The 17,473-nt window shown below is 61.4% G+C and carries 11 protein-coding genes; 9 read left to right on the top strand and 2 right to left on the bottom strand.

Annotated elements, in window-relative coordinates:
• Nucleotides 1–32 precede the first annotated feature (32 nt).
• The 3 genes from ACWNZ1_RS09235 to fabF are packed head-to-tail and all read left to right on the top strand — an operon-like array spanning nucleotide 33 to nucleotide 5,562.
• Nucleotides 33–1,142 (top strand): efflux RND transporter periplasmic adaptor subunit, encoded by a 1,110-nt coding sequence (locus ACWNZ1_RS09235; RefSeq protein ID WP_456027579.1) that lies wholly within the window; start codon nucleotides 33–35, stop codon nucleotides 1,140–1,142.
• Nucleotides 1,139–4,219 carry an efflux RND transporter permease subunit gene (locus ACWNZ1_RS09230; protein WP_456027578.1) on the top strand — a complete coding sequence of 1,027 codons (3,081 nt, stop codon included), beginning with the start codon at nucleotides 1,139–1,141 and terminating at the stop codon, nucleotides 4,217–4,219. Before ACWNZ1_RS09235 ends, ACWNZ1_RS09230 begins: the two co-directional genes overlap by 4 nt.
• A 56-nt stretch (nucleotides 4,220–4,275) precedes the next feature.
• Nucleotides 4,276–5,562: a beta-ketoacyl-ACP synthase II gene (fabF, locus tag ACWNZ1_RS09225; protein WP_456027577.1), complete on the top strand. Its 1,287-nt coding sequence runs from the start codon at nucleotides 4,276–4,278 to the stop codon at nucleotides 5,560–5,562.
• Between the two features lie 86 nt (nucleotides 5,563–5,648).
• On the opposite strand, the gene ACWNZ1_RS09220 is transcribed toward fabF, so the two are convergent.
• Nucleotides 5,649–6,356: an SDR family oxidoreductase gene (locus tag ACWNZ1_RS09220; protein WP_135845613.1), complete on the bottom strand. Its 708-nt coding sequence runs from the start codon at nucleotides 6,354–6,356 to the stop codon at nucleotides 5,649–5,651.
• A gap of 58 nt (nucleotides 6,357–6,414) precedes the next feature.
• Nucleotides 6,415–7,755, bottom strand: a complete 1,341-nt coding sequence (locus ACWNZ1_RS09215) for a multidrug effflux MFS transporter (protein ID WP_456027576.1) — start codon at nucleotides 7,753–7,755, stop codon at nucleotides 6,415–6,417.
• Nucleotides 7,756–7,788: 33 nt separating this feature from the next.
• Between ACWNZ1_RS09215 and ACWNZ1_RS09210 the strand changes: the two genes are divergently transcribed.
• The 6 genes from ACWNZ1_RS09210 to ACWNZ1_RS09185 all read left to right on the top strand — a co-directional run.
• Nucleotides 7,789–8,892, top strand: coding sequence for a transcriptional regulator, SarA/Rot family (locus ACWNZ1_RS09210; RefSeq protein WP_256452941.1), 1,104 nt, complete (start codon nucleotides 7,789–7,791; stop codon nucleotides 8,890–8,892).
• 123 nt (nucleotides 8,893–9,015) lie between these two features.
• Nucleotides 9,016–11,280, top strand: coding sequence for a TonB-dependent receptor (locus ACWNZ1_RS09205; RefSeq protein ID WP_238346629.1), 2,265 nt, complete (start codon nucleotides 9,016–9,018; stop codon nucleotides 11,278–11,280).
• Nucleotides 11,281–11,451: 171 nt separating this feature from the next.
• Nucleotides 11,452–13,167, top strand: a complete 1,716-nt coding sequence (locus tag ACWNZ1_RS09200) for a type I secretion system permease/ATPase (RefSeq protein ID WP_456027575.1) — start codon at nucleotides 11,452–11,454, stop codon at nucleotides 13,165–13,167.
• Between the two features lie 19 nt (nucleotides 13,168–13,186).
• Nucleotides 13,187–14,506, top strand: a complete 1,320-nt coding sequence (locus ACWNZ1_RS09195) for an HlyD family type I secretion periplasmic adaptor subunit (RefSeq protein ID WP_238346628.1) — start codon at nucleotides 13,187–13,189, stop codon at nucleotides 14,504–14,506.
• Nucleotide 14,507: 1 nt separating this feature from the next.
• Nucleotides 14,508–15,827 (top strand): TolC family protein, encoded by a 1,320-nt coding sequence (locus ACWNZ1_RS09190; RefSeq protein ID WP_256452940.1) that lies wholly within the window; start codon nucleotides 14,508–14,510, stop codon nucleotides 15,825–15,827.
• Nucleotides 15,828–15,938: 111 nt separating this feature from the next.
• Nucleotides 15,939–17,473 (top strand): M10 family metallopeptidase (locus tag ACWNZ1_RS09185; RefSeq protein ID WP_456027574.1); only part of this gene is annotated, 1,535 nt, incomplete at its 3' end.

Genomic DNA, 17,473 nt, shown 5'->3' with positions numbered 1-17,473 from the left:
CCTGTCCTAATTTGCTCAAGTAAAGGGAACCTATGCTCCGGCTCCGACCTGTCACCTTCGCCGCTTGCTTGTTGCCTCTCGTCCTGACAGCGTGTGGTGACGCTTCCACCGCCAAAGATCCGCGCACGCTCGCCCCCCTGGTGAGAGTTTCTGAAGTTCAGGGTTCGTCCAATATCTCGCGTTCTTTTACCGGCGTCGTGGCGGCTCGGGTCCAGAGCGACCTGGGTTTCCGGGTGTCGGGCAAGGTGCTTGAGCGTTTGGTCGATGCCGGGCAGACCGTTAAACGGGGTCAACCGCTCATGCGTCTTGACCCCATCGACTTGGGGTTGCAGGCGCGAGCGCAGCAGGAGGCGGTCGCTGCCGCCAAAGCCCGAGCCAAACAGACTGCCGATGACGAGGCTCGCTATCGTGACCTGGTGGCCGCAGGCGCCATTTCTGCCTCGGGCTACGACCAGATCAAAGCCGCGGCCGATACCGCCAAGGCACAACTCAGTGCCGCGCAAGCCCAGGCTGACGTGGCCCGTAATGCATCGGGCTATGCCGTGCTGCTGGCCGACGCCGATGGTGTGGTGATGGAAACGCTCGCCGAGCCGGGGCAAGTCGTCAGCCCCGGGCAAACCGTGGTTCGACTGGCGCGGGCCGGGCAGCGCGAAGCCCTGGTGCAACTGCCAGAGACGCTACGGCCGGCGGTAGGGGCCACCGCGCAGGCGACGTTGTATGGCTATACCTCGGCTGCGGTCACCGCGAAGCTGAGGTTGCTTTCGGATTCGGCTGACCGTGTGACGCGCACCTTTGAGGCGCGGTATGTGTTAGAGGGGGCGCTGGCGAATGCGCCGCTGGGTTCGACCGTCACCCTTCGCATTGCCGAAGGCGCAGCGCAGGAACAGGTGCTGCAAGTGCCGATCGCCGCGGTGTATGACCCGGGCAAAGGCACTGGCGTGTGGGTGATCGCCGGTGAGCCTGCGAAAGTCACCTGGCGACCCGTCCAGGTCCTGGGCTTGAGCGACGACGCCGCACGCGTCGCCGGCGATCTCAAGGTGGGCGAGCACATTGTCGGGCTCGGCGCGCATCTGCTGCGCGATGGCGAGGAAGTACGGCTGGCTCAACAGGGTGATGTGAAGGTTGCCGGGGGCCGTCAATGAGCCTCAATTTATCGGCGCTCGCCGTTCGCGAGCGCTCTATCACCGTATTCCTGATCTTCCTGATCGCCGTGGCGGGCACGCTGGCGTTCTTCCAGCTGGGGCGGGCCGAGGATCCTCCTTTTACGGTCAAGCAGTTGACCGTCATTACCGCATGGCCGGGCGCGACGGCGCAGGAGATGCAGGATCAGGTCGCAGAACCCTTGGAAAAGCGCCTGCAAGAACTGAAATGGTACGACCGCACGGAAACCTACACCCGTCCCGGTCTGGCTTTCACCATGGTGTCGTTGGTCGATCGCACGCCGCCCTCGCAAGTGCAGGAGGAGTTCTATCAGGCGCGCAAGAAGCTCGACGATGAGGCCGCGAGGCTGCCGGCGGGCGTCATCGGGCCGATGGTCAACGATGAGTTTGCCGATGTGACATTCGCGCTGTTCGCCCTGAAAGCCAAGGGTGAGCCGCAGCGCTTGCTGGTGCGAGATGCTGAGGCGTTGCGCCAGCGCCTGTTGCACGTGGCGGGGGTGAAGAAGGTCAACATCATCGGTGAGCAAGCCGAACGCATTTTTGTGTCCTTCTCCCATGATCGGCTGGCCACCTTGGGCGTCTCGCCCCAGGACATCTTCGCCGCGCTGAACAGCCAGAACGTGCTGACGCCCGCCGGTTCGATCGAAACCAATGGGCCGCAGGTCGTCCTGCGGGTGGACGGCGCCTTCGATAAATTGGAGAAAATTCGTGACACCCCCCTTGCGATTCAAGGTCGCACGCTCAAGCTCTCGGACGTCGCGACAGTCGAGCGCGGATATGAAGACCCGGCCACCTTCCTGGTGCGCAGTAACGGCGAGGAGGCCTTGTTGCTGGGGGTCATAATGCGAGAGGGTTGGAACGGCCTGGACCTGGGCAAGGCCCTGGACGCGGAGACGGCCAAGATAAATGAAGGCATGCCACTGGGCATGACGTTGACCAAAGTCACCGATCAAGCCGTGAACATTGACTCGGCTGTCGGTGAGTTCATGGTCAAATTTTTTGTCGCGCTGCTGGTTGTCATGCTCGTTTGCTTTCTCAGCATGGGCTGGCGTGTAGGCGTTGTGGTCGCAGCCGCCGTACCGTTGACACTGGCGATAGTGTTTGTAGTGATGGCGGCCACCGGAAAGAACTTCGACCGGATTACTCTGGGTTCGCTGATTCTGGCGCTCGGATTGCTGGTGGACGACGCCATCATCGCGATCGAAATGATGGTGGTGAAAATGGAGGAGGGCTACGACCGGATCAAAGCCTCCGCGTATGCCTGGAGTCATACTGCCGCGCCGATGTTGTCCGGTACGTTGGTAACGGCCATCGGTTTCATGCCCAACGGTTTCGCGCAATCGACCGCTGGCGAGTACACCAGCAACATGTTCTGGATCGTCGGCATCGCCCTGATCGCCTCCTGGGTCGTCGCGGTGGCTTTTACCCCTTATCTTGGGGTGAAGCTGTTGCCGGACATCAAGCAGGTCGAGGGCGGTCACGCGGCCATCTACAACACCCGTCATTACAATCGCTTTCGCCAGGTTCTGACGCGTGTCATTGCCCATAAATGGTGGGTGGCCGGCACGGTGATCGCGACGTTTGTCGTGGCAATCCTTGGCATGAGCCTGGTCAAGAAGCAGTTCTTTCCCACCTCGGACCGTCCAGAGGTGCTGATCGAAGTGCAAATGCCCTATGGGACCTCCATCGAGCAAACCAGCGCCACTACCGCCAAGGTCGAGCAATGGCTGCAAAAGCAGGATGAGGCAAAAATCGTCACGGCTTACATCGGTCAAGGCGCACCGCGCTTCTACCTGGCGATGGCGCCGGAGCTTCCCGACCCGTCGTTCGCCAAGATTGTGGTGCTGACGGACAGCCAGGAGGCCCGTGAAACCCTGAAGTTCCGCCTGCGTGAAGCGGTCGCCGAAGGGCTCGCTCCCCAGGCACGGGTGCGGGTGACTCAATTGGTGTTTGGTCCGTATTCGCCATTCCCGGTTGCCTATCGGGTGATGGGGCCTGATCCGTCAAAGCTGCGCGAGATTGCCGATCAGGTACGAGACGTCATGCAAGCGAGCCCGATGATGCGCACCGTCAATACCGACTGGGGCCCACTGACGCCGGCGCTGCATTTCAGCCTGGATCAGGACCGCATGCAGGCAGTAGGCCTGACCTCAAATGCCGTCGCCCAGCAGTTGCAGTTCCTGCTCACGGGGGTGCCGATCACCGCAGTTCGTGAAGACATCCGCTCGGTGCAGGTGGTCGGTCGCGCGGCCGGTGATATCCGCCTCGACCCGGCCAGGATAGAAGGCTTTACGTTGGTGGGCTCAGCGGGGCAGCGTATTCCGCTGTCCCAGGTCGGCGAGGTCGATGTGCGCATGGAGGATCCGATCCTGCGGCGGCGTGATCGCACGCCAACCATTACCGTGCGTGGCGACATCGCCGAAGACTTGCAGCCTCCGGACGTCTCGAGCGCAATCATCAAACAACTGCAGCCGGTCATCGACAGCCTTCCTGACGGCTACCGGATCGAGCAGGCGGGGGCTATCGAGGAATCCGGCAAGGCCGGCAAGGCGATCGTGCCACTGGTGCCGATCATGGTGGCTTTGACGCTGCTGATCATCATTGTCCAGGTGCGTTCGATCTCAGCCATGATCATGGTGTTCTTCACCGCACCGTTGGGATTGATTGGCGTGGTGCCGACCTTGCTGATTTTCCAGCAGCCGTTTGGCATCAACGCCTTGGTTGGCCTGATCGCGCTCTCGGGCATTCTGATGCGCAATACGTTGATTCTGATCGGGCAGATCCATCACAACACGCAAGAAGGGTTGGACCCGTTCCATGCAGTGATCGAGGCCACGGTCCAGCGGGCCCGCCCGGTGCTGCTGACGGCACTGGCGGCCATTCTGGCGTTTATCCCGCTGACACACTCGGTGTTCTGGGGAACGCTGGCCTACACCCTGATTGGCGGCACGTTCGTTGGCACCATCATGACGCTGGTGTTCCTGCCGGCGATGTATTCCATCTGGTTCAAGATCCGTCCTGAGCATCCAGCGCAAACCGAAGCCGCGAGGCGGGTGTAAGCCAGCAAGCGGATGCTGCTGTTAGTGGGCGTCGACCGAGAAATGAAGAGGTTCTTATGATTACTCCTGAAGGCCAAAAACGCATTGTCGTCACGGGCGTTGGAATTGTCGGGCCACTGGGCTGCGGCGTAGAGGAAGTCTGGCGGCGGTTGCTGGCTGGCTGCTCTGGTATTCGTCACCTGCCCGACGATATGACTGAGGGAACGGGTGTTGCAGTGGGCGGTCGGGTGCCGTCCCTGGAGGTGGATGCCGTTGCGGGGTATGACCCGGAGCGTTTCATCTCGCCCAAGGACCGCAAGAAAATGGATCGTTTCATTGAGTTCGCCCTGGTGGCCGCTGACGAAGCGCTGGCGCAGGCGGGCTGGCATCCGACTGACGCCGCCGACCAGGAACGCACCGCGACGATCATTTCATCGGGCGTGGGTGGCTTTGGCGCGATTGCCGATGCTGTACGCACCACCGATGCTCGTGGTCCGCGCCGCTTGTCGCCGTTCAGCGCACCGGCCTTTCTCGCCAACATGGCGGCTGGGCACGTTTCCATCCGTCACGGTTTCAAAGGGCCTCTCGGCGCGCCCGTCACAGCCTGTGCGGCCGGGGTGCAGGCCGTTGGTGATGCGGCCAGGCTCATCCGAAGTGGTGAGGCGGATATCGCTCTGTGCGGCGGCACCGAAGCGGCGATAGACCGTGTGACCCTGGGTTGTTTTGCGGCCGCCCGCGCACTCTCCACGGGGTTTGCCGAGCGCCCGCAAGAAGCTTCGCGTCCCTTTGATCGTGATCGTGACGGCTTTGTCATGGCCGAAGGTGCTGGGTTGCTGGTGATCGAATCGCTGGAGCATGCCCTGGGTCGTGGTGCCAAACCCCTGGCGGAACTGGTCGGCTATGGCACCAGTGCCGATGCCTATCACCTGACGGCAGGTCCGGCAGATGGCAATGGCGCACGGCGGGCGATGGAGCAGGCGCTGCGCCAGGCCACTGTCAGCCCTGCCGACGTGCAGCATATCAATGCCCATGCCACCTCCACCCAGGTTGGCGACAGCGGGGAACTGGCGGCGATTCGCTCGGTGTTCGGGCGTGATTCCGGCATGGCAATCACCTCGACCAAATCTGCTACCGGGCACCTGCTGGGCGCGGCGGGAGGCATCGAGGCGATCTTCACGGTGTTGGCGCTTCGTGATCAGGTGGTGCCACCAACCCTGAACCTGCTTCACCCTGACGAGGCCGCCGAGGGGCTCGATCTGGTCGCCCTGAATGCTCGGAAGATGCCGATCACCCACGCACTTTCAAATGGATTCGGGTTCGGCGGGGTGAATGCAAGCGTGCTGTTTCGGCGCTGGGAGGCTTGATCCGGCACGGTCAACATTGATGCAGGCTGACCCACCGCTATCGCGAGCAAGCGCGCTCCCACAAAGATCTGTGGGAGCGTTTGGTTTCAGGAGATCGGCCGCAGGTAAATACCGTTACTCAGGTTCTGCTTGAGTTGCTGGCTCGTCTCGTCTGCCAACACCTCCGGCTGGCCGTTGATCACCCCGTCCAGTACGCGCTGGACGACATCCTGGGGAGACGCCTTTGGCACGCCTTCGATGCCCCGTGTCATGTCCGTGTCCACGAACGCAACGTGCACGCCCACTACCAGCGTGCCCTGGGCTGCCAATTGCAGGCGCAGGCCATTGGTGAGCGACCAGGCGGCTGCTTTGCTGGCCGAATAGGTGAGGGTGCCGGGAAGGTTCACCCAGCTCAGGGCCGAATGCATGTTGACGATGACCCCGCCGCCGTTCGCCGCCAGGATTGGCGCGAAGGCCAGGCTGGTGGCCAGCGGAGCGACTGCGTTGGTTTCAAGCTCGTGGCGAAGAGTGGTCAGGCTGTTGCTGTCCTGGTCTTTGCCTTCGAATCCGCTGATGCCCGCGTTGTTGATCAGCAATGTCAGATCCGGTGCGCTCTCGGCTACGGCCGCGATGTCTTCGGGGCGGGTGACGTCGAGTTTGATCGGCACCACATTGGGCTGGGCTTCGAGGGTGGCCGGGTCGCGTGCCGCGGCATACACCTTTGCGGCGCCCGCCGCGAGAAGTGCCTGCACGAATGCCTTGCCCAGGCCACGGTTGGCGCCGGTCACCAGCGCCACACTGCCTTTGATTTGCATGTCGATTCTCCAATGATTGACGAAAAAGAACAAAGCGGCGCATGAGCGCCTTACTGGTTTACTTCGCGAGACTGCCTCGCAGAACAAACAAGACCCATGCGATCAGGCAGGCCGTCGCCTGGATGCCCCCCAGTGTCGTGACTGGCGCGAAGGTCAGCACCGAGGCCAGCCAGGTGGTGAGTGCAGCGGCGCCCATGGAGATAAAACCCAGCAGCGCGGAAGCCATCCCGGCCTCTCTGCCGAAAGGCTGCATGGCGATGGCCGTGCCGAGTGGATTGGCGAGCCCCATGCCCCAGAGAAACGTGACCATCGATAAGGCGTACCAGCCAAGGCTTGGATCGGCCGGGCCCACGAGCAGCAGGCCGCCGCCCGCCATGGCGCAGGCAATGCCCAGCAACGTAATGATCCGGGAACCGTGGCGGTGCGCCAGGCGCGGAGCCGCCATGCCGGCGGCGAACACGACGAACACCGTGGCGGCGAAGTACAAGCCGGTCTGCAATGACGTCAGGCCAATCCCTTTCATCAGGATCGCCGGGGCTGCGGCGAATGATGCAAACAACCCACTCATCAACAGACTCATCGAAACGGCCGGAAGGATGAAGCGCGTATCCAGTGCCAATTTTCGATAGGCGAGCACCACGCTCCTGGTTGAATGCGGGGCTCGGCGGTCGACGGGATGGGTTTCTCCCAGGCTCTGGACATAGAAGAACGCCAGTGCGACAGCGGCCAGCCCCACCAGGATGAAGATGGCGCGCCATCCGAGCGTGGCGGACAGCAGGCTGCCAAGCAGTGGCGAAAAACCTGGCGCGGCGGCGGTGGCAATCATGGTCAAGGACAAGGCGCGAGCGAGCGTCTCGCCTTCAAATAGATCCCGTGCGATGGCGCGCGACAACACCGAGGCGGCGCATACCCCCAGGGCCTGGATGATGCGCCCCGCAATCAGCATGTCGAGCGTGGAAGCCAAGCCTGCGATGACGGTGCCGACGACAAAAATGCAGAGCCCGCCCAGCACCAGTTTCTTGCGCCCGTAACGGTCGGCCAACGGCCCGACCACCAACTGGCCCAGTGCGAAGGTGATGAAGAAGCTGGACAGTGTCAGGCCAAGCTCCCGTGCGCTCACCCCGAGGTCTTCACCAATGGCTGGGAACGCCGGGAGGATGATATTCGTGGACAACATGCTGATTGCCGCCAGGCCTGCAAGCAGTGCCACAACCTTCCCGGTCAGCGGTTGGACGGTTTGAGTCGGGGCAGTCGCAACAGTTGTTGTCATGGATTTACACCTTTGGCGTTTGTAGGCGCGGTTGCGGTAGGTCAAACCGGTAGATGCGAAATCGGTTTGATCTTCCTGCCAGCATGTATGATGGTCGTCATATTGTGAGGTGAGCATGATGATCATCATGCAATTCGTCAAGTTCAAGATTGGAGGTTTTTCATGAGGCATCCCCCAAGCCAGACTGCAGAGCGGCGCGAGAAAATCCTGGAGGAGGCGTCTCGGCTATTTCGTGGCAAGGGTATCGCCGGGGCGAGCATTGCCGAAGTCATGAAGGCGTCAGGCCTGACCCACGGTGCCTTCTATGCGCATTTCGACTCCAAGGACGCGCTGGTCTGTGCCAGCCTTGAGCGCGCCATGGACCAGTTGGCGCTCGAACTGCGGGAAACGGTCTCCGGCAGTGATGCGCCCAAGGAGGCCTTTCTGGGCAGGTACCTCAGCCAGCGACACCGCGACCATCCGGAAGCCGGGTGCGCCATGCCTGCGCTGGCCATCGATGTTTCCCGTGAGCCGGGGATGCGCCGCTCCTTCACGAGCCGGGTGGTCGGGATGATCGAGTTGCTCACCTCCAGTCTTCCCTGGCGGCGCGGTCGCTCCAGGGAGGACCAGGCGATCGGCTTCCTGGCGGCGATTGTCGGCGCGATGGTGCTCGCCCGCGCAGTGGATGAGCCGCAGCTATCGGATCGAATTTTACGCGCGACGCGTGATGAGCTACTTGATGTTGATAAGCCGTCTGGGTGGGCGGCGACAGACGCGCCGCAGCATAAGCAGTCAGATTCAATATTAACTAGTGTGCTAGATAATATTGAGCAACAGAAACAGGTACCTGCTCATGGCGCTGCAGCCTCCGGGGAAGTGGGGGAACAGTTGTCCTTTGCCTTGTACGGTGCGGCCAATCGGATGATTCGCCTGCACAAACCCTTGTTGGAACCGCTGGGGCTGACGTTCCCCCAATACCTCGTGATGTTGGAACTGTTCACTGAAGCGCCCAGGACCGTAGGCGACCTGGGCACCAAACTCGCCATGGATACCGGGACAATCACGCCGTTGCTCAAGCGTCTCGAGGCATCGGGCATGGTGACTCGAACCCGAGACAGAGGTGACGAACGTCGTGTGCTGATTGCCCTGACTGACGCCGCGTTGGCGTTGAGTAAAGAACTCTTGGCTGTGACCGATAAGATCAACACCGCTTGCCAGCTTGATGACGATGGGCAGGAAGCACTCCGTGACACGCTCAACGCTTTCGCGCGTCCCGCCGGCGAATGAACGGGGGCGCTCGCTACCGTTGAAGAGGATTGAGCATTGCGCAATGGCTGCCCGCTCTATGTGGTGTGTCTTTTCTGTTTGAGTGAGGCGCATGCTGCAGAATATCCGGTCGCTGAGCAGGCTGTGCCCCGTCTCGATTCAGCCCTGGTGCTCGACGAGGTAACGGTCACGGCGCGGCGTCGCGAGGAGTTCCAGCAGACAGTGCCGATCAGCATGAGCGTACTCAATGGCGAGCAGTTGAACGATGCCGGCCTCTACCGAACCGAGGACCTGCAGCAGCGCGTACCAAGTCTGCTGGTGACGGTGCCCAGTGCGCGTTATGCCAGCTACGGCATTCGCGGGCTGGGCACGAGCTCCTACAACGATGGCATCGATGGCAGTGTCGGGGTGTTTCTCGATGGGGTTTACCTGGGCCGCCAAGGCATGTCGCTTGGCGACCTGGTTGACGTCGAACGCGTCGAGGTATTGCGCGGGCCACAGGGGACCTTGTATGGCAAGAACACCACGGCCGGCGCGATCAACGTCAGCAGTCGCGCGCCGACCTTCGAGCCGGAGGGCAGTGGCGAGGTCTCGGTCGGTGAAAAGGGGTTGCGTCAGTACCGCGGTACGGTTTCAGGCGCGCTGATCGACGGCGTATTGGCCGGGCGCCTGACCGGTTACGACGTGGAGCGCGACGGTCTCATCGATAACCGTTACGACGGCAGCCACCTTGGCGATCAGAACCGCCAAGGTCTGCGCGGCCAATTGCTGTGGACACCCGGCGAAGCGTTCAGCGCGCGGCTGATCGGCGAGTACGGTTGGCAGGACGAGCAGGGAGGTGCTTATGCGGCCAGTAACTACAGTGAGACGACCCTCAAGCGGGCCGCTTTCGTCGGCTACCGCCAGTTGCCTGTCGACCCCTACGCGCGCCGTGTGCAGCAGGATGAGCCGAATAATATAAAGACATTGCAGACCGGTGCCTCGCTGGAGCTGAACTGGTGGTTGGACAGCGGGGCCACGCTGACCAGCATCAGCGGATATCGAGATTGGACCTACGACACCGACCAGGATGGCGATGGCATGGCGCTGTCCATCGCCGAAAACGCCGCCGTGCAGCTCAATCACCATCAATTCAGCCAGGAGTTGCGTCTGGCCGATTCGCCTAACGAGCACTTCGATTACGTGGTAGGTCTCTATTACTTGCGGCAGAAGTTGAACCGTGAGGTGGGTGTGCGCTTCGGCAAGGACGCGGCGGCTTACTTTCTGGGTGATCGACCGGAAATCGCATTGCTCGGTATTACGCCGGGGATGATTCCGGCCTCGTTGCTGGAGGGCGCGCAGCAGAGCTTCGATGGCGAGCAGCGCACCGACAGTCGCGCCGTGTTCGGCCAGCTTACCTGGCATGCCACCGACCGCCTGGCGATTACGCCGGGACTGCGTTACACCCGTGAAAGCAAGCAGGGCTGGATTTCCCGTAGCGTCTCGGGGCTGGCGCCGCTCGGGCCGGACTTGGTTTCCCAGCTGGCGGGACCTTTGCTGCGCAGTACCGCACTTGGCGGCGAGTATTACCGGCGTGACGCGGTAGAGGAGGGCAACCTCTCCGGGCAATTGACCTTCAGCTACCAGTTTCGCGATGACCTGCTCGGCTATGCCACTTGGGCGCGTGGCTACAAGGCCGGCGGGATCAACCTCGAGGTGATCGGTCCCAGCGCCGAGTCGACGTTTGATGCCGAGCGGGTGAGCTCGCTCGAGGTTGGGGTCAAGCAGGGTTTCTGGAGCGACCGGGGCCAGCTCGACGTGGCCGTGTACCAGATGGATGTCGACGATTACCAGGCGCTGACCAACCGTGCGCCGGCTAGCCCGTTTGCCCCACCGATCCGCGACAACCTGATCAATGTCGGCAAGGTGCGCCTGCGTGGCATCGAGCTGGACGCCCTGCTGCGGGCCAGCGAACGGATCGATCTGCGGCTGGGGATCGCCTGGAACGACGCACGCTACCGTGAGTTTCCCAATGCGCCCTGTTCACCGGCCAGCGCGCAGTGGTCCTGCGACTTGAAAGGCCAGCGTCTGTTCAACGCACCGGAGTGGAACGCCAACGCTGGGATTGACTATCGCCACCCGCTGGAGCACGGCCTGGAGCTGTTCAGTGGCCTTGATTACAAGTTCCGCAGCGGTTACTACGGCACGCTCGAAGGCGGCCCCGGCAGCTATCAACCGTCCTATGGGCTGACCAACCTGCGTCTTGGCTTGCGCCGTAGTAACAGGCGCTGGGAAGCTGAACTATGGGCGCGCAACCTGTTCGACGAGCAGTACATCACTGCTGTCTACGCCAAGCTGGGTGCGGGTGACTACGGGGTGCTGACCGGCGATCCGCGCAGCGTCGGCATGACTTTGCGCACGCGCTGGTAGTAAGCCGTCGTCCAAGCCCTTCAGAACCGCCCAAACATGCCGATACAACGCGCGTAGGTCCTATTGTGCAGCCGCCAGCGGAGTCCTGCGCAAAATTCCCAAGGCGTTCGTTCGCCTGTATCCACTACGTTTTTGCAGGTTTGTACATAAGCGGACCTCAGGTAATAAACCATGTCAGCCCATCCCAGGACCGAGCTGGAAAGCGCCCTTGCCGCCTGCAAGGGCAGTTTTCTTTCCGTTGGTTTTTTCAGCTTTTTCGTCAACTTGCTGATGCTGGTTCCATCGTTCTACATGCTGCAGGTGTATGACCGCGCTGTAGTCAGTGCCAGCCTGTCGACGCTGTTGATGCTGACGCTGATCATGTTGCTGTTGATGGTTACGATGGGGGGCCTGGAATGGGTTCGCTCGCGGATCATGGTGCGAATCAGTACTCGCCTGGACACGCTGCTGGGCCAACGTCTGTTCGACGCCAGCTTCAAGCAGGCGCTCAATACCGGTGGCATGAATGCCACGGCCCAGCCATTGAGCGATCTGAATGCGTTGCGCCAGTTCCTCACCGGTAACGGCCTGTTTGCGTTTTTCGACACGCCCTGGATTCCGATCTACCTGGCCGTCATGTTCATTTTTCACCCCTGGTACGGTTGGATGGGGGTGTTGAGCGCGGTGTTCCTGGGGGTGTTGGCCTTCGTTAACGAAAAGCTCACCCGTGCACCGCTGCAGGCGGCCAACCGTGAGCAGATGGCGGCCACCGCCTTCACCAACAAGAGCTTGCGTAATGCCGAAGTGGTTGAGTCCATGGGCATGCTTGCAAGTCTGCGCCAGCGCTGGAACGGGCAAACCCATAAGGTCCTGACCTTGCAAAGCCTGGCCAGCGACCGCGCCACGACCATTTCCGCCGTGTCGAGGACGTTCCGTCAGATCGTCCAGTCGTTGGTGTTGGGCCTGGGGGCTTACCTGGCGATCAATCATGAGATTTCTTCCGGGTTGATGATTGCCGGTTCGATTTTGTTGGGGCGCGCGCTGGCGCCCATCGATCAGTTGATCGGCGTGTGGAAAGGCTTCCTGGGCGCACGCTCGCAATATGCCCGGCTGCACGAATTGCTGGTCAAGATTGCCGCCGAGCCTGAGCGCATGTCCTTGCCCGCGCCTGAAGGGGCGATCCGTGTCGAGGGGCTTTCGGTGGCCCTCCCGCACGGTGGCAAGCCAATTATTCGCGGGGTGGACTTCCAGGTATCCGCCGGTGAGGTGGTGGGGATCATCGGACCCAGCGGCGCCGGCAAGTCGACCCTGGCCAGGGCATTGCTGGGGGTCTGGCCAAGCCAGGCCGGTACTGTGCGCCTGGACGGTGCGGACATCAGCCAATGGCGCCGAGACGAATTGGGTCAGTACATCGGCTATTTGCCACAGGACATCGAACTGTTCGAGGGCTCCATCAGCCAGAACATCTCGCGCTTCGGCCCGGCAGATGCGCCCGCGGTGGTCGCCGCCGCGCGCATGGCCGGCGTCCATGAGCTGGTGCTGCAACTGCCCGATGGCTACGACACCGTGATCGGCGCCAATGGCGGTGGCTTGTCCGGCGGCCAGCGGCAGCGCATCGGGCTGGCCCGCGCCTTGTACGGTGAGCCGCGCCTGGTGGTGCTCGATGAACCGAACTCCAACCTCGATGACGCTGGAGAAAAAATGCTCGCCGAGGCACTGCAAAAACTCAGGCAGAGCCGTGCCACCGTGTTTGTCATTACCCATCGGTCCGGGGTATTGGCGCAGGTGGATAAATTGCTGGTGCTCAATCAGGGCGAGCTAAGCCTGTTCGGGCCGCGCGACAAGGTCCTGGCGCGACTGCAGGGCGTTACGCCTGCAATCCACCCCGCTAGCGCGATTCAACCGTAAGAGGCGGATGAGCAACTTTATGCAAAACAGTCAGTACTCATCCGCCGATTCACCCGGGCTCCCCATCGATGATGCGCCGGTACGGCGTATCGGCTACCTCATGTTGCTGGTCACCTTTGGCCTGTTCGGCGGCTGGGCTACCCTGGCGCCGCTCGACAGTGCGGCACTTGCGCCAGGCGTGGTCACGGTCAAAAGCTACCGCAAGACCGTACAGCATCTTGAAGGCGGCATCGTGCGTGAACTGCGTGTGCATGATGGCGACCGGGTGAAAGCCGGTGATGTGTTGCTGGTGCTCGACAACACCCAGGCACGTTCGGAAATGGAAGCCATGCGCAGCCAGTTGATCGCCGCGCTCGAACTGCAAGCCCGACTGGTGGCTGAACGTGACTCGCTGCCCGAACCACCCGCCGAGCCGACGCTGGATCCGGCTGACCCGCGCGTGCGCGAAGCCCGCGACAGTGAAGCGCGGATCTTCCAGACCCGACGGACCTCGTTGCTCGGCGAAATCGGCTTGCAGGAGAAGTCCATCGGACAGATCGAGGAGCAGATTCGCGGCCTCAAGGCCATCATTGCCAGCAAGCAGACACTGGCGGCGTCCTATCAAGAAGAGATTGTCGACTTGCGCGCCCTGTTGGCCGACGGTTACGTGGACAAGCAGCGCCTGCGTGAGCAGGAGCGCGCGCTCTCTCGGCTGCAGGCCGAAATAGCTGAAAGCCAGTCCGAAATTGCGCGAGCGCGGGTTCATATCGACGAGGCGCAGTTGAAAATACTGCAGTTGAAAAAGACCTTTGCCACCGAGGTCGCCGGTCTGTTGGGCGATGCGCGGAGCAAGGTGTATGAACTGCGCGAGCGCCTGGCCAGCCTGCAGGACCGCGACCAGCGCACCGATATCCTGGCGCCCGAGTCGGGGATGGTCATGGGGATGACCCTGCACACGACGGGCGGGGTGGTCAGCCCAGGTACTGCGCTGTTGGACATCGTCCCGGCCAACGAAGAGCTGATCGTCGAAGCGCAGATTTCACCGATGGACATCGATCGTATCGCATTGGGCAAACTGGCGCAGATCCGTTTCAGTGCGTTCAAGAGCAGCACCACGCCGGTCATCGAAGGGCAGTTGGTGCAGATATCCGCCGATCGCCTGACCAATAAAGACACCGGCACCGCTTATTACCTGGCACGCGTGGCCCTGACCGACAACGGGCGTCAGGCCCTGGGCGATCTCACCCTGGTGCCGGGAATGCCGGTCGAAGTGCTGATCAATACGGGGGCGCGGACGTTGTTGCAGTACTTGATGCAGCCTGCCAGCAATGCGTTCGCCCGTTCGTTGATCGAGGACTGACATGAAGTCTTTGATCGCGCTGTGTCTGGCCGTCATGCCGCTTGGCGTCCTGGCTGACAACACTTATATCGACCTGTGGCAACTGCATCAGGAAGCACAGGGCGCCGATCCGCGCATCCTGCGGGCGCAGGCGCTGATCCGTAGTGGTGAGGGCAACGAACGTGCAGCCTTTGGTCAATTGCTGCCGCAGCTCAACGCCAGCGGCAGTGTCAATCGCAGTCGACGCGACGATGACCTGGAGCGTATCCAGTACAACGGCAAGCGCATGGCGCTGGTGCTCAATCAGGTGATCTACGATCCGCAGGTCTGGCGCAGCTATCAGAAGTACGTAGAGCTGGCCCGGCAGGGCGAATACGAATCCGATGACACCCAGGTGCAGGCCAGCATTGATCTGTCCGAGCGCTATTTCGCTGTGCTGGCGGCCGAGGACGAGCTGTCCCTGGTGCGCAGCGAGCTGGAGGCGACCGAGCGTAACCTCAAGCGAGTCAATGCCCTGTATGCGCGCCAGATGGCGATGGTGACCGACACGCTGGACCTGGAGGCTCGAGTGGATGCGCTCAAGGCTGACGAGATCGAAGCCACCAACAAGGTCCAGGTCAGTCGTGAAGCGATTTCCGAGCTGGTGGGGCGCGACGTCCAGGAGCCGTTCAAGCGCATCGGCGACAATCCGGCGTTCAGTCTGCCCGCGCAGGCGCAGGACTACTGGGTGCAGACGGCACTGGACAGCAACCCGGCACTGCACGCCCGCGAACACAGTATCCGTGCCGCCGATGCGGCGATTGGCGAAGCCAAGGCCGGCCATCTACCCCGATTGGGCCTGAACTTGACGGCGCAACGCAGTGATATCGGCTACGAGGGCACGTTGACGCCGCGCTCGGACAACCTCATCGCATCCCTCGACTTGCAGGTGCCGCTCTACAGTGGCGGCTCCACCCGTGCCCGGGTGTCGACCTCGGAAAGCGATAAGGAAGTCGCCCAGCAAGAGCTGGAAGCCCTGCGGCGCCAGGTCATCAAGGAAACTCGCACGGCCTACCTGGGGATGACGGCAGAACTCAGTCGAATCAAGGCGACGCGCCGGGCGCTGGAATCCGCTGAAAAGTCACGGATAGCCACGGAGAAAGCCTTTGCGTACGGGGTCAAGAATGCCGTCGATGTCCTGGACAGCATCAAGGAAGCGTTTCGCGCACGGCGTGATTTCTATCAGTCCCAATACCGGTTCGTGACCAGTTTGCTGGTGCTGCATCGCTGGAGCGGAAGATTGGCCGATGGGGATATTCGCAAGGCTAACGAATGGTTGGTTGCGCCGTCGACATCGGACTAATGGTTAAATAGGTGGCCAAGTGATATCAATGCCACTGTTTCTCATGCAAAATAACGTTTTTTGTAGCGGTCGCATCCAGGAAGGGCCGTAGATAGTTCACAGGAAGCTCGTATGCCTAGTCCAACTGGTTACTCATCCGTTTCGTCCGCAAAGTTGACCGGTAACGTGCAGGTCAACAGCTTGCTTTATGGCACTTATTGGACCGGCAACGCGATCACGGGTACGTCTCTCACGTATAGCTTCATAACTGTGAATTCGAGTTACGCCCGCCGCTATAGCGAAGAAAGAGAGGACCTGGCCGACTACGTCCTGACGTCAGCACAGCAAGACGGCATTGTCAGCGCACTCGCTACCTGGAGTGCGGTCGCCAATCTTAAGTTCACCCAAGTCGAAGAGTCCTCCACCAATGTCGGTGACTTGCGGTTCGGTGGCTTTTGGTGGATGGACGACAACACTGCTGCCTGGGCCTATCTTCCCGGTAACACTCCCAGCGCTGGTGACGTCTGGCTGGGGCCAGTCACGAACGATCCGACACCCGACAAGGGTTCCTACGACTACCTGGTTTTCATGCATGAGATCGGGCACGCGTTGGGCCTCAAGCATCCGTTCTCCAAAGTCCTGTCAAACCCCACGGTGCTTTCCGCTCAGTTTGATGACGTGCGCTACACGCTCATGAGTTACAACACTGGGTATTCCTATGAGCCGACCACGCCCATGCTGCTGGATATCGCTGCCATCCAGAGTCTCTATGGCGCAAACACCCAGTGGCAGACTGGCAATACCACCTATAGCTGGGCGGCGGGTCAATCGGTGTTCGAGACGATCTGGGACGCTGGCGGCAATGACACCATTGATGCAAGCAATCAGGCAGGAGCGGTGCGCATCAACCTGAATGAAGGCCAGTTCAGCAAGATCGGCCAGGCCTTCACCAACCTCAAGACCGGGGCTGCCTTCAATGAAGGGCTCGCGATTGCCTACGGCGCTAAAATCGAAAACGCAACTGGCTCGGCCAATAACGACACCCTGATTGGCAATGCACTGGGCAATCTTCTAAATGGTGGCGCGGGCATAGACACGATGACCGGCGGGGCAGGCAATGATACCTACGTCGTCGACAACCTCATGGATGTCGTCAGCGAAACCAGTGCCCTGGTCAGCGAAATCGACACCGTGCGCGCCTCGGTAAGCTGGAGCCTGGGTGCCAACCTGGAAAACCTCACGCTGACGGGCAGTGCCAATATCAATGGCACCGGCAACGCCCTGGGTAACGTGCTGACCGGCAACACCGGTGACAACCTGCTCAATGGCGGCGTCGGACGGGACACGCTGATCGGTGCTGCCGGCAATGACACCTATATGATCGACAACCTCGGTGACAGCGTCATCGAACTCGCCGACCAAGGCCGCGACCTGGTACGCACAACGGTCAGCTACACCTTGTCGGCCAATGTCGAGGATGGGCAACTGCTGGGCATTGCCGCCCTGAGTCTTGTCGGTAACGTCTCGAACAATAGCCTGATCGGTAACAACGCCGCCAACGTCCTCAATGGTCTGGGCGGTGCGGATACCCTTGACGGTGGCGCCGGCAACGACACTTATGTGGTCGACAACCTCGGCGATACGATCATCGAGCGAGGCGCCTCGCT

The organism is Pseudomonas sp. CFBP 5748 (assembly GCF_053850495.1).
Note: the sequence above shows the minus strand (reverse complement) of the source record. Positions and strands in the feature narration are given on the sequence as shown.